General features: G+C 72.7%; 10 protein-coding genes. 4 read left to right on the forward strand and 6 right to left on the reverse strand.

The genetic code is table 11. The annotated features are described in order from the left end of the window. Position 1 precedes the first annotated feature (1 nt). Both ACIBZJ_RS19420 and ACIBZJ_RS19425 read left to right on the forward strand, forming a co-directional pair. A complete protein-coding gene (locus tag ACIBZJ_RS19420) occupies positions 2–766 on the forward strand; it encodes a ferredoxin reductase (RefSeq protein ID WP_395931371.1) in 765 nt (254 codons plus the stop codon). 55 nt (positions 767–821) lie between these two features. Next, on the forward strand, positions 822–3,812 hold the full coding sequence (locus ACIBZJ_RS19425) for a YfhO family protein (protein WP_395931372.1): 2,991 nt from the start codon (positions 822–824) through the stop codon (positions 3,810–3,812). A 156-nt stretch (positions 3,813–3,968) separates the two neighbouring features. Here ACIBZJ_RS19425 and ACIBZJ_RS19430 read toward each other — a convergent pair whose 3' ends face one another. The 4 genes from ACIBZJ_RS19430 to ACIBZJ_RS19445 all read right to left on the reverse strand — a co-directional run bounded on the left by ACIBZJ_RS19430 (position 3,969) and on the right by ACIBZJ_RS19445 (position 8,489). Then, positions 3,969–4,685 carry a GNAT family N-acetyltransferase gene (locus ACIBZJ_RS19430; RefSeq protein WP_395931373.1) on the reverse strand — a complete coding sequence of 239 codons (717 nt, stop codon included), beginning with the start codon at positions 4,683–4,685 and terminating at the stop codon, positions 3,969–3,971. Positions 4,686–4,694: 9 nt separating this feature from the next. Continuing rightward, positions 4,695–6,029: an NtaA/DmoA family FMN-dependent monooxygenase gene (locus tag ACIBZJ_RS19435; protein WP_395931374.1), complete on the reverse strand. Its 1,335-nt coding sequence runs from the start codon at positions 6,027–6,029 to the stop codon at positions 4,695–4,697. Next, positions 6,026–7,228, reverse strand: coding sequence for an LLM class flavin-dependent oxidoreductase (locus ACIBZJ_RS19440; RefSeq protein ID WP_395931375.1), 1,203 nt, complete (start codon positions 7,226–7,228; stop codon positions 6,026–6,028). Before ACIBZJ_RS19440 ends, ACIBZJ_RS19435 begins: the two co-directional genes overlap by 4 nt. An 82-nt stretch (positions 7,229–7,310) precedes the next feature. Beyond that, positions 7,311–8,489 carry a monooxygenase gene (locus tag ACIBZJ_RS19445; protein ID WP_395931376.1) on the reverse strand — a complete coding sequence of 393 codons (1,179 nt, stop codon included), beginning with the start codon at positions 8,487–8,489 and terminating at the stop codon, positions 7,311–7,313. 109 nt (positions 8,490–8,598) lie between these two features. Here ACIBZJ_RS19445 and ACIBZJ_RS19450 point away from each other — a divergent pair, with 109 nt between their 5' ends. Continuing rightward, complete coding sequence (locus tag ACIBZJ_RS19450) at positions 8,599–9,012, forward strand: hypothetical protein (protein WP_395931378.1); 414 nt, start codon at positions 8,599–8,601, stop codon at positions 9,010–9,012. A 15-nt stretch (positions 9,013–9,027) separates the two neighbouring features. Here ACIBZJ_RS19450 and ACIBZJ_RS19455 read toward each other — a convergent pair whose 3' ends face one another. Continuing rightward, complete coding sequence (locus ACIBZJ_RS19455) at positions 9,028–10,056, reverse strand: medium chain dehydrogenase/reductase family protein (RefSeq protein WP_395931380.1); 1,029 nt, start codon at positions 10,054–10,056, stop codon at positions 9,028–9,030. A gap of 166 nt (positions 10,057–10,222) precedes the next feature. Here ACIBZJ_RS19455 and ACIBZJ_RS19460 point away from each other — a divergent pair, with 166 nt between their 5' ends. Continuing rightward, positions 10,223–11,446 (forward strand): serine hydrolase domain-containing protein, encoded by a 1,224-nt coding sequence (locus tag ACIBZJ_RS19460; RefSeq protein WP_395931382.1) that lies wholly within the window; start codon positions 10,223–10,225, stop codon positions 11,444–11,446. Here the strand turns inward: ACIBZJ_RS19460 and ACIBZJ_RS19465 are convergent. Beyond that, positions 11,428–12,612: an MFS transporter gene (locus ACIBZJ_RS19465; protein ID WP_395931384.1), complete on the reverse strand. Its 1,185-nt coding sequence runs from the start codon at positions 12,610–12,612 to the stop codon at positions 11,428–11,430. The two genes, ACIBZJ_RS19460 and ACIBZJ_RS19465, sit on opposite strands and share 19 nt — an antisense overlap. Positions 12,613–12,634: the final 22 nt, after the last annotated feature.

Consider the following 12,634-nt stretch of genomic DNA (forward strand, 5'->3'; position numbering starts at 1 on the left):
GATGAGCGCTAGCGCGAAGGCGGTGGGCTCGCGTCGTCGGCTGACGTGGCAGATCGCCACGGTCGCCGCGGTGCGGGACGAGTCGGTGTCGGCGCGCACGCTGGTGCTCGACGTCCCCGACTGGCCCGGACACCTGGCCGGCCAGCACATCGACGTGCGCCTGACCGCGGACGACGGTTACTCGACCGAGCGCTCGTACTCGATCGCGTCGGCCACCGCCGAGGGCCGCGTCGAGATCACCGTGCAGGTCGTGGCCGACGGTGAGGTCTCGCCCTACCTGGCCCAGGTGCTCCGCGTCGGAGACCCGCTCGAGCTGCGCGGACCGGTCGGCGGCTACTTCGTCTGGCGTCCGGGAGCCGACCCGTCGGAAACCGGGCCGCCGGTCGAGCTGATCGCCGGTGGATCGGGGATCGTCCCGCTGATGGCGATGGCGCGCACGCGCGCGCAGGTCGGCAGCACGACCCCGTTCCGGTTGCTGTACTCGGTCCGCAGCCCGGCCGAGGCGATCTACGCCGACGAGCTCGCGAAGCTCGGCCTGCAGGTCGACTACGCCTACACCCGGCAGACGCCCCCCGGCTGGCCGACGCCGGCCGGCCGGGTGACCGGCGCGCTGCTGGCCGAGGTTTCCTTCGCGGCGGACGCGCGGCCGCGCATCTACGTCTGCGGCCCCACGCCGTTCGTCGAAGTCGTCGCGAACCTCCTGGTGGACGCCGGGCACGAACCGTCGCAGATCCGGACCGAGCGGTTCGGCCCCGCCGGACAGTGAACTCGCTGTGGAGCGTTCGGGCGGGGCTGCGCGGGGGTGGTAGCGTCGCGCCCCGATGAGCACGACGCAGGAACTCACGAACCCGGTACCCGACGTGGCTGACGAGCCGCACGAGCCCCGGCGCTGGTGGAGACGGCGTCCCGACGCACTGACCGCCGCCGTCGTGTTCGCGATCGCGCTGTTCGCGCTGGCGGGCATCGGGTCTCCGCTCTGGGGCCAGACGTCGCTGACCGAGACCGGGCTGCTCGGACGGGTCAGCCCGTACACCGACGGCCAGTTGCTCGGCGTCCAGCGGCAGACGCTCGACCTCGGCGACACTGTGGACGCGGCGATCCCGAACGCGGCCCTGTTCGGCGACGCGATCCGCGACGGCGAGTGGCCGAACTGGAACCCGTACGTGCTCGGCGGCGGCACGCTCGGCGGCACCCCGAACGCGGGTATGGCCTCGCCGGTGGCGCTGCCGTTCTGGTTCCTGCCCGCCTGGCTCGCGCCCGCGTACATGCTCCTGCTGACGCTCCTCGTGTCGATCGGCGGGACGTACCTGTTCCTGCGCCGGCTGAAACTGGGCAAACCCGCCGCTCTGCTCGGCGGCCTGGCGTTCGCGACCAGCGCGTTCATGGTCGTCTGGCTGAACTGGCCGCAGACCCGGGTCGCCGCGTTCATCCCGGCGCTGTTCTGGGCGCTGGAACTCCTCGTGCAGAAGCGGCGGATCCGGGACGTGGCGCTGGTCGCGCTGACCGTGGCCGCGATGCTGCTCGGCGGGTTCCCGGCGGTGACCGGGTACGCGCTGGGCACGGGTGCTCTCTACGTGCTCGCCCGATCCGGGTGGGGCCGCCGGGCGGTCGGCACGTGGGTGCGGGCGCTCGTCGGGGTCGGCGCCGGTGCGGCGCTGGTCGCCGTCCAGTTGCTGCCCTGGGTGTCGGTGATGTCGACGGTGCTGGTGCGCGGCCGCGCCCAGACGCCTGACCAGCACATCCCGACCCAGGTGCTGCTGACCTCGATCGCGCCGTACGTGTTCGGGACGGTCCGCCCGGGGCAGGGCCCGGCCTGGTACGAGGCCCGGATCTTCCTGGAGGAGGTCTCGTACGTCGGGGCCGGGGTCGCGGTGCTCGCGATCGTCGCGGTCGCGCTGGCCCGCTCCGGACGCGCGGCTCTGCCCCGGGGCACGTGGTGGTTCTTCGTCCTGATGACCGGCGGCTGGGGCGTCATCATCTACCTCGGCGGGACACCGCTGGAGTTGCTGCAGAAGCTGCCGTACCTGTTCTCCAGCAACGCGGTCGAGCGGGCGCGGAGCGTCCTCGGGTTCCTGATCGCGGTGCTGGCCGCGGTCGGGTTCCAGGTGCTGCTCGACCGGGCCCGCGAACACCGGCCGTTCCGCAACCGGGTGCGCCTGCTGTGGGGCGCGCTGGTCTGGGGCGGCGTCGCCGTCGCCGGTGCCGGGCTCTACGTCATGGCGCGCCGGTTCGCGCTGGTGCACGACGCCGGGTGGGGCTTCCCGGGCGGGGGACCGCATCTGGGCTGGCTCAACCGCGAGCTGGCGATCGGGCTCGCGTTCGTCGCGGTCGCGATGGGGGCGGCCTTCTGGCTCTGGTTCTTCCCCGAGCGTCGGCTGCTGCGGTTCGCCGCCGCTGCGCTGCTGCCGCTGCTCGTGGCCGGGCAGGGGCTGCTCTGGGTGCAGAACTACTGGCCGCGGACGGATCCGAAAGACTTCTACCCGGTCACCGACGTCCACCGCTACCTCGAGGCGAACCTGGGGCACGAGCGCTTCTGGGGCTCGAACGGCGCGGTGCTCGGTGGCGTCCACCAGCTCGACAAGCTGCGGGCACTGCAGGGGCACTCGTTCATCGAGACCCGGTTCGCCGAGATGCTCGACAAGCTCCCCGGCTACCAGTTCAGCGCGCCGCCGAAGCCGGCCACGTTCCTCTGGCCGCAGCCGCTGAACGACGGGACGTCACCGACGAGCCCGCTCCTCGACCGGCTGTCGATCGCCGAGTACGTCACGCCGCCCACGCAGATCCCGTACGGCCCGCAGAAGACCGACGCCGGGGACGGCTCGACGTACACGCTCGCGCCGGGGAAGCCGGTCACCGCGACAGTGCCGGTGACCGGCGCGTTCCGGGGCATCGGCTTCACCCCGACCGGGCCCGGCATCACCGGGACGCTGCACCGGCACATCACGGTGACCGTGAAGGACGCGAGCGGGCGCGAGGTGGCGTCGGCGACCCGGCTGGATCGCTACCTGACCGCGGGCAAGCCGTTCTACGTGCCGCTGGCCGGAGAGAACGCGCCCGCAGGCACGCAGTTGACCGCTTCGATCTCCCTCGACCAGGGGCCGGCCATCCCGATGCTGGCGCGGGCGGGCGCCCCGGCGATCTCGGTCGTCTCGAGCACGAACGACGGGCTGAAGCTCGTCTTCGACGGCGATTCGGTGATCTATCAGCGCACGACCGCGCTGCCGCGGGCCCGGTGGGCGTCGAGCACGGTGGTGGAGCCGTCCGGCGCCAAGCGTCTGGACCTGCTCGCCGGCGGCACGCTGGCCGCGGACGCGGTGCTGCTGGATGCCCCGGGCCAGGCCGCGGACGGTAAACCGGCCGACGTTCGCTGGGACGTCGACGGGTACGACGAGTTCAAGCTGAACGTCGACGCGGACGGGGCCGGGTATCTGGTGCTGGCCGACGCGATCCAGCCGACGTGGCAGGTCACCGTGGACGGCCGGAAAGCCGACCTGGTACGTGCGGATCACGGGCTGGCGGCCGTGCACGTCGGTGCGGGCAAGCACGTCGTCGATTTCACCTACGGCCCGAAGTACGCGAACCTGGGCGCCTGGGTCAGTGGGGTCACGCTGGCGATCCTGGTCGCCGCGGTCGTGGGGGAGTGGTGGTACCTGCGCCGCCGCGAGCGCGTCGCGCCGGCTGCGGGGGCCGTCCGGGCCGACGGCCCGCCCGAGCCCGAGCCCGGCCGGGGCGGCGGGGCCGGCCGGGCTGCGTCGGGCGCGGCTGCGTCGGGCGGGGACGGTGGGTCTGCTTCCAACGGGGCCGCACCCTGAGTCTGGCGTTCGTGGTGCTGGGAGGCGCGCCCGCGGTGCTGGCGGCAGCCCGGTCCGGGCCCGTCCGTCCCGCACCTCGTCGGTGGCCTCGCGGGTGCGCTCGCGGCCGGGAGGTACGAGCGTCCCGGCCCGGCGCGGCCGGCATCGGGCCGCTGGTCAGACGGGTGGGGTACGGACGGAGCTGAACAGGGTGTTCTTCCGCAGGACGAAGCCCAGCTTCTCGTAGAGCGCGATCGCGCCGGTGTTGGTGGCCGCGGCGTGCAGGAACGGGATTTCGCCCCGGGCGTGGATCTCGGCCGCCACCGCCCGGACCAGCCGGCCACCCAGACCCTGGCCCCGGTAGGCCGGGTCGGTGCAGACCGCGCTGATTTCGGTGTGGCCGGGCGGATGCATGCGCTCACCGGCCATCGCGATCAGCGCGCCGTCGCGCCGGATGCCGAGGTACGTGCCGAGCTCGATCGTCCGGCGCTCGAACGGCCCGGGCTTGGTGCGGGCCACCAGTTCGAGCATCTCCGGCACGTCGGCGGCGGTGAGCCGGACCACCTCGGCGTCCGGCTCCGCGTCCACCGACTCGTCGATCATCTGGACGCCCGGAAGTGACCACTCGACCGTGAAGCCGGCGGGCGGGGTCGCGTCCAGCGCGGCCAGCGGGAAGACCGCGTCCGGGCCGACCAGCGTCCGGAGGTCGGCCCAGGCCTGCGGGCCGGTGTCGCCGAGGACGCCGAACGGCGAGACGTCGGGCTGGTAGCGGGCGGCCAGGCCGCAGAGGATCGCGAACTCGCGGTGCGGGCCGGTCAGCGCGGCCCAGGCCGGGTTGTCGAGCGGATGCGGAGCCGAAACGGACGGCTCCGCCGGGTCATCGAGGAGACTCACCGCAGAAGCCTAGCCACGGTCGAGGCCGAGGTGCTCCCGCAGGGTCGTGCCCTCGTACTCGGTCCGGAACACCCCGCGCTCCTGCAGCAGCGGCACGACCCGGTCGGCGAACTCGTCGAGGCCGCCCGGCGTGATGTGCGGGACCAGGATGAACCCGTCGCTGGCGTCCGCCTGCACGAGCGTGTCGATCTGCTCCGCGATCGTCTCGGCCGACCCGATGAAGTTCTGCCTGCCGGTGACCTCGACCACCACCTCGCGCAGCGAGAGCTTCTTCTCCGCGGCCAGCGCCCGCCACTGGTTCGCCACCGCGACCGGATCCCGGTTCATCCGGACGCTCGCGCGCCCCTTCGAGATCGTGCTCTCACCGACGATCGGGTCGACGCTCGGCAGCGGGCCGTCCGGGTCGTAACCCGACAGGTCCCGGTTCCAGAGCTGCTCGGCGAACTTGATCGCGGTCGCGCCGCTGACCTGCTGGCGCCGGACGACCGCCGCCTTCTCCTGGGCGTCGGCATCGGTGTCGCCGAGCACGAACGTCGCCGCCGGGAGTACGACGAGCTGGTCGTGGCGCCGTCCGTACTTCGCCAGCCGGCCCTTCACGTCGGCGTAGAACGCCTGCCCGGCTTCGAGCGTGCCGTGCCGGCTGAAGATCGCGTCGGCGGTGGCGGCGGCGAACTCCCGCCCCTCGTCCGAATCGCCGGCCTGCAGGATCACCGGACGGCCCTGCGGGGAGCGGGGGACGTTGAACCGGCCGGAGATGTCGAACTGTTCGCCGTGGTGCCGGAAAGTGCCGGCTGAGGCGTCACCCAGGAACACACCGGAGTCCTGATCGGCGACGATCTCGCCGCCGCGCCAGGAGTCGAACAGCTCGGCCGCGGTGGCCAGGAACTCCTTGGCCCGTGAGTACCGCTCGGACTCGGGCAGGAACCCGGCGCGGCGGAAGTTCTCGCCGGTGAACGCATCCCAGGACGTGACGACGTTCCACCCGGCGCGCCCGGCCGAGAGGTGGTCGAGCGACGCGAACTGGCGGGCGACCTCGTAGGGCTCGTTGAACGTCGAGTTGATCGTGCCGGTCAGGCCGAGACGATCGGTGACCGCGGCGAGCGCGGCCAGCACCGTGAACGTGTCGGGGCGGCCGACGACGTCGAGGTCGTAGATCCGGCCGCCCTGCTCGCGCAGGCGCAGCCCCTCGGCCAGGAAGAAGAAGTCGAACTTGGCCCGCTCGGCGGTCTGCGCCAGCCGGACGAACGACTCGAACTCGATGTGGCTGCCGGCCGCCGGGTCGCTCCACACCGTGGTGTTGTTGACGCCGGGGAAGTGCGCCGCCAGGTGGACCTGCTTCGTCATGAGGCTGCCCCCGCATACCGGTTGGCGGGACGGGCCAGACCGAGCAGCCCGCGGAGTGTGCCGGCCCAGGGGTCGTCCCCAGCCGGATAGGCGCGGCGGAACGCGTCCGCACGCTGAAGTTCGGGAACGAGGCCGCGGGTGATCGCGGTGAGGTCGGCCGGGATCGACCCCGGCCGGAGACGGAAGCCGGAGAGGCCGGCCGCCTGCCACTCGCGGAGCAGGTCGGCGAGGCCGGCCGGAGTGCCGGTGAAGATCCGCGCGTCGGACGTGTACTCGGCCCCGGCGCGCTCGTCCAGGCGGGCCTTGCGGTCGGCCGCCGTACGCGGGTCGGAGTCGAGGAAGACGACCAGGTCGGCGAAGACGTGCAGCGTCTCGGAGCCCCGGCCGGCCGCGGCCTGTTCGGAGCGGACTTCGTCGACGATCGCGCGGGCCGAGCCGGCGTCGGACGGGGTGACGTAGACGACGTCGGCGCTGCGGGCGGCCAGCCGGTACGGGATCGTCGCGTGCGCCAGCGCGGTGACCAGCGGCTGGCCCTGGGGCGGGCGCGGGGTGATCGACGGGCCCTTGACGCTGAAGAAGCGGCCGGCGAAGTCGATGTAGTGCAGTTTGTCGCGGTCGACGAACCGGCCGGTGGCGGCGTCGCGGATCTCGGCGTCGTCCTCCCACGAGTCCCACAGTCGGCGCAGCACCTCGACGTAGTCGGCGGCCTCGTCGAACAGGTCGGTCAGGGCGCCGGGATCGTCCAGGGAGATCGGCGGGATCGTGCGGCGTCCGAAGTGGGTGGCCTCGTGGGACCGCGCGGAGACCTGCACCCGGACGCCACCGCGGCCGGAGCTGACGTAATCGAGCGTGGCGATCGCCTTGGAGGCGTGGAACGGCTCGGTGTGGGTGACGGTCGTGGTCGGGACCAGCCCGACGTGGCGGGTCAGCGGCGCGACGCGGGCCGCGATCAGCACCGCGTCGAGACGGCCGCGGACCTCGTCGACCCGGTCGTCCGGCGGGTCGAACCCGGTCGTCTGCAGGCCGAGACCGTCTTCGATCGTGAGGAAGTCGAGCAGGCCGGTTTCGGCCTCGCGGGCCAGATCGGCCCAGTAGCCGGCGGTGAACAGCTCGGTCGGACGCGCATCGGGCTCGCGCCAGGCGGCAGGATGCCAGCCCGCACCGTCTAGCGCGACCGCTAAGTGCAGAGGTATGGACAACGGAGGAGCCCTCCTCGGCGCGGGAGTACCTGCCTCCGACACTAACCGCGGATCGGGACTTCGTCCAATCCCTATCGGTTAACTAGGTTTTGGGCGACCAGATCACGACGCCGAGGCACATCTCGTCGGCGGTGCCGTCGCCCCAGACGACGTACCGGGGCTTGAGCGACCGCAGAGCCGGCAGCTTCCGGCGGAGCGTCGCGTCGTGGGTGCAGGTGACGCGCAGCGTGTCACCCGGCTTGATCGCGGCCGGAGTCGCGAGCGGCCGGGCGGCCTGGTTGTCGAAGTCGTATTGCGGGACGTCGAGCAGCGTCTTCGCTCCGGGCGTCCCGGGGTTCAGCTCGACCCGGATCGACTTCCCGAGCAGGTGCATGTGCCCGGCGACCGCGTAGATCGTCCCGGCGGTGCGGATCTCGTGGTCGCAGCGCTGGGTCGGGTTCGGGACCGGCGGCCGCCCGGCGTTGCAGAGCGCGTTGAGGCCCGCGACCGTGCCGCCCGCGTCGTCGCCGAAACGGTGGATCACGTCGAGGACGGCCTTCTCGCGGTCGCAGAGGTTGCCGGTCTCGCCGGTCGGGCAGGCGAGCTCGATCGGTGCGGTGAGCAGCCGGGTCTTCAGCGGGACGAGCGGCGTCTTGGTATCGGCCAGCCGCAGCCGGATGCTCGAGCGGTCGGTGCCGGCGGACCGGCCGCCGGTCGCGAGCAGGCTGTAGTGGACCTGCATCACCAGGCGGCTGCCGGGGGCCAGCGGATAGCCGGTGCCGGGCGTGGTGAGGCTCTCCCCGGCGCCGGGAGCCCAGGCCGCGACCCAGGCCGCGCCGCCGGACAGCTGTGCGCCGGGGTCGTTGCCGCCGATGCCGCTGCCGCCGAAGCAGCGCCAGCCCTCGCCGGGCTCGGCGGCGTCCAGTTGCCGGGCCTCGGCCACCTGCTCGGGCGCGACCCGGAAGAAGATCGCGTGGTGGACGATGTCGGCGTTCTGCGGCAGGAACTGGCTTCCGGTGAGGTAGGCGGCCGACGTCAGCCCCGGGTCGACGAGGAAGCACCGGTACTCGTCGGTGCCGCCGCCGGTCGGCTGCGGGGTGTAAGGCGCGGGCATCGTCAGGGCCTCGAAGTGCTCCCCGGTCCGGAGCGGAGACGGCGGCGGGGCGGAGGTGGTGGCGTGGTGGGTGACCGTGGCCGGCGGCGCATCGGCCACCGACCGGGGCTCGCTGCAGGCGGCCAGCAGGAGCAGGACTGCCAGCGCGCCGATCACCCGCCGTCTCATGCCGGAGACGGTACTCGTGCGTACCGGGATAGGTCGGGTGAAGCGGGGAATCCGACGCGCCGGGTAGATTACGACCTACCCGACCAAATATAGGGTGGAATGGGTGGCGATGAGCGACAAGACCCGATTCACCGAGCGTGGCGTCGAGGAGTTCCTCACCGGGCCCGAGATCGTCTCGACGTTCACCTGGGAAAACGCCCCGCAACTGCTGCATGTCGGGCTGACCGACCTGTACTCCGGCGGGATGCACGGAGGCAAGCTGGCGACCGTGTCGACGGTCTGGCTGCCCGCGAACCGGGCCATGGGCGAGAACATCGCCGAGTACGAGACGCTCGTCAGCGGGCTGGCCGAGCACCACGACGACCTGTCGCGGATCTACCGGTGGAGAGGCCGGGCCGAGGCCGAGGTCGGTCACTCGTCGGTCGTCGAGTCGACGAGAGACCAGCTGATGGCCGCCCACTCGTACGTCGAGATCCACATCGTCGACCGGGACCACACGTACCGCATGGAAAACCCGTCGTGACCTGAGCGCCGGAAATCAGGGGATCAGGACGACCTTGCCGGTCACCGTGCCGGACTCGGCCAGGCGCAGGGCATCGGCCGCGTCGGCCAGCGGGATCCTGGCCGCGACCTGCGGGGTGATCGCGCCGTCGGCGAGCAGGCGGAACACGTGTCCGAGGTCCTCACGGACCCGCGCCTGGAACGCGGCCCGGCGGCGACGGCCGGCCCAGATGTTGAAGAACGTCGCCCGGCGGGTGTCGGGCCGCACGTTCCACCAGGCGAGTTTCCCGATCAGCAACAGCACCGGCAGCCGCGAGTTGCCCGGGTCGTCCCTGGTCGCCGCCGACCCGTACGAGACCAGCGCCCCGCCGCGTCCGAGCAGCCGGAGCGAATCGGTGAGACCCGGGCCTCCCACGTGGTCGAACACCGCGTCGACGCCGTCCGGCGCCAGCTCGCGGACCCGCGCCGGAACGTCGCCCCGGTAGTCGAGCGGCTCGGCGCCGAGCCGGGCGATCGCCTCCTGGTTGCGGGCCGAGCCGGTTCCGATCACCCGGATCCCCGCGTGCCGGGCCAGCTGCAGGAGCGTCGAGCCGACGCCGCCGTTCGCGCCGTGCACCAGGATCGTGCCGCCGCGGCGCACTTTCGCGACGCGGTGCAGCATCTGCCAGGCGGTGATGCCGTTGACCACGACGGTCTCGGCGTCGGCCGGGTCGAGGCCGTCCGGAACGACGACCAGGTCACCGGCGTCGACGATCGCGTCGCTGGCCCAGCCGCCGATCTTCGTGAGCGCGGCGACGCGACGGCCGGTCATCGCTTCCTCGACGCCCGGGCCGGTCGCGGCCACGGTGCCGACGAGGTCGTAGCCCGGGGTGAACGGGAACGGGGGCTGGTCGTAGTACTTGCCCCGGCGCATCTGCTGCTCGGCGAACGAGACGCCGCTCGCCTCGACGGCAACCCGGACCTGCCCCCGGCCGGGCGCCGGCACCGGCCGCTGCTGCACGACCAGCCCGTCCGGCTCGACGATCCCGGGCAGGATGACTTCGGTCATGGTGCGGGTGGTCCTCATCGTGTGCTCCCTCCGTGAAAGAGTGGTCGGTCACTCACCCTTCTAAGAGTGATTGAACACTCACACCTGCCGGGTGTCAACCGCGGGGCCGGGCTCGCGAATCGGTACCGGGCGCCGGGCGGGTGTCGCAGGATGGAGGCAGCCGGCACCGGGGCCTGGAGGACGCATGACGCGGACCACGACCGACACCGACCCGCTCGACGTGGGGCTCGACCCGGCACGCCTGGAGAAGCTGGACCGGCACTTCGCCCGGTACGTCGACGACGGACGGCTGCCGGGCTGGTCGATGCTGGTCAGCCGGTACGGGAAAACCGCTCACGCCTCCACGTACGGCTACCGCGACGTCGAGGCGGGCACCCCGGTCGAGGACGACACGCTCTTCCGCATCTACTCGATGACCAAACCGGTCACCACGGTCGCGGCGCTGATGCTGTACGAGGAGGGCGCGTTCGAGCTCACCGACCCGGTTTCCCGCTACCTCCCGGCGTTCCGCGACATGCGCGTCCTGGCCGGCGGAACCGCGGCCCGCCCGGTCCTCGTCCCGGCGACCGAGCCGATTCGCGTCTGGCACCTGCTCACCCACACCGCCGGGCTCACCTACGGCTTCCACCACGTCGACGTCCTTGACGAGATCTACCGCAACGCGGGCTTCGAGTGGGGGAGCCCCCGGGGCCTCGACCTCGCGGCTTGCGTCGACGCCTGGGGTGAGTTGCCGCTGGCGTTCCAGCCCGGCACCGAATGGAACTACTCGGTCGCGACCGACGTGGTCGGCCGTCTGGTCGAGGTGATCTCCGGCCAGTCGCTCGACGAGTTCTTCGCGGAGCGCATCCTGGGCCCGCTGGGCATGACCGACACCGGGTTCCGGGCGCCCGACGCCGGCCGCCTCGCCGCGCTCTACACGCCCGACGGCCAGGGTGGGAAGGCCGTCCGCAACGAGCGGATGGGCCGGGCGATCCTCGACGAGCCCCGTTTCCTGTCCGGCGGCGGCGGGCTCGTCTCCACCCGCCACGACTACCACCGCTTCGCCCGGATGCTGCTGCGCGGCGAGCTCGACGGCGTCCGCCTGCTGGGCGACCGGACCGTGCGTTTCCTGTCCTCCAACCACCTGCCCGGCGGTGCCGACCTCGCGGCCTTCGGCCGCCCGCTCTTCGCCGAGACCTCCTACCAGGGTGTCGGCTTCGGGCTCGGCGTCTCGGTCCTCCTCGACCCCGTTTCCACGCGGACGCTGGGCAGCGCCGGCGAATTCGGGTGGGGAGGAGCGGCCAGCACGGCATTCTGGGTCGACCCGGCGGAGCAGCTCGTGGTCGTGTTCCTCACGCAGTTGCTGCCGTCCAGCACGTACCCGATCCGCAGCCAGCTCCGGCAGCTCGTCTACTCCGCGCTGGTCTGAGGGGGCCGCCAGCGGGCACGGCCGAAAGCGGCGGCCAGGCCCAGCGGCACGGTCGCGACGGCGGCCACCGCGAAGATCGCCCGGTAGCGACCGTCCTGGGCCGGACCGGCCGCGAGCAGGGCGGCGATCGCGCTGCCCAGGAACAGCGAGGCGGCGAACAGCGAGACGACGGTCGCGCGCGCGGACGGCAGGACTTCGGTGGCCCAGGTCTGCATCGTCGAGTGCAGCCACGCCCAGGCGAGTCCGAGCAGGAACGCGGTGACGGCCGCCACCGCCGGTACCTGGCTCACCGACACGACGACGCAGGCGACCCCGGCGCCGGCCGCACCCAGCGCGGGCAGCTGCCAGCGTCCGAGCCGGGTCGAGAGGACGCCGGCGAGCCGGGCGAACAGCAGCACGGCCAGGCCGTAGACCGCGTTGACCGACCCGGCCAGCGCGGGCCCGACGCCGGTCGCCTCGACCGCGGCCGGCAGCAGCGTCAAAACACCGAGCAGTATGACGCCGTCGCCGAACGCGAGCAGCAGCACCAGCCCGCTCACGCGCGAACCGGCCACCTGGCGGGCGGCGGCGGCGAACCGCTGGTCGCGGCGGCTCACCCCGGGCGGTGGCAGCGTCCGGAGCACGAAGACCAGCAGGAGGGCCGCGACGCCGGTGACCAGGAAGGCCGCGCGCCACGTGAGGGCCTGCGCGATGAGGCCGGCACCGGCGGCTCCGGTCGCGATGCCGAGCGCGCTGCCGGACATGAGGTTCGTGATCTCGCGCTGCCGGTCGGCCGCGGGCACGGTGTCGCCGAGGTACACCAACCCGGCCGGGATCGCCGCGCTGAAACACGCCCCGGCCAGGCCCCGTGCCAGGGCGAGTGCGAGCGGCCCGTCGGCCAGCGCCGACACCCCGGTGGCGACCGAGGCCACACACAGCGCCACGCGCATCGTCCGGATGAGACCGAAGCGGTCGGAAGCGATGCCCCAGACCGGCTGCATCAGGCCGTAGGCCAGGAAGTAGACGCTCGCCGCCTGCACGACCTGCGCCAGCGGAGCGTGGATGTCGTGCGCGATCGCGACCAGCATCGGCGGCATCGCGAACCGGTCCAGCGTGCTGACGAACGCGGTCGCCTGTAACAACCGCCGGGTGGCGGTCGGCGACGAAGCGACGGTCAGCTCAGCCACGTCCGAATAGTACGTGTCCGGA

Source organism: Cryptosporangium sp. NPDC051539 (genome assembly GCF_044454545.1).
Taxonomy (GTDB): Bacteria; Actinomycetota; Actinomycetes; order Mycobacteriales; family Cryptosporangiaceae; genus Cryptosporangium.

Excerpts from the sequence above, each read along its gene's own strand:
- ACIBZJ_RS19420 (WP_395931371.1), top strand. The coding sequence starts at position 2 with ATGAGCGCTAGCGCGAAGGCGGTGGGCTCGCGTCGTCGGCTGACGTGG.
- ACIBZJ_RS19460 (WP_395931382.1), top strand. The coding sequence starts at position 10,223 with ATGACGCGGACCACGACCGACACCGACCCGCTCGACGTGGGGCTCGAC.
- ACIBZJ_RS19445 (WP_395931376.1), bottom strand. The coding sequence starts at position 8,489 with ATGAGACGGCGGGTGATCGGCGCGCTGGCAGTCCTGCTCCTGCTGGCC.
- ACIBZJ_RS19455 (WP_395931380.1), bottom strand. The coding sequence starts at position 10,056 with ATGAGGACCACCCGCACCATGACCGAAGTCATCCTGCCCGGGATCGTC.
- ACIBZJ_RS19450 (WP_395931378.1), top strand. The coding sequence starts at position 8,599 with ATGAGCGACAAGACCCGATTCACCGAGCGTGGCGTCGAGGAGTTCCTC.
- ACIBZJ_RS19435 (WP_395931374.1), bottom strand. The coding sequence starts at position 6,029 with ATGACGAAGCAGGTCCACCTGGCGGCGCACTTCCCCGGCGTCAACAAC.
- ACIBZJ_RS19425 (WP_395931372.1), top strand. The coding sequence starts at position 822 with ATGAGCACGACGCAGGAACTCACGAACCCGGTACCCGACGTGGCTGAC.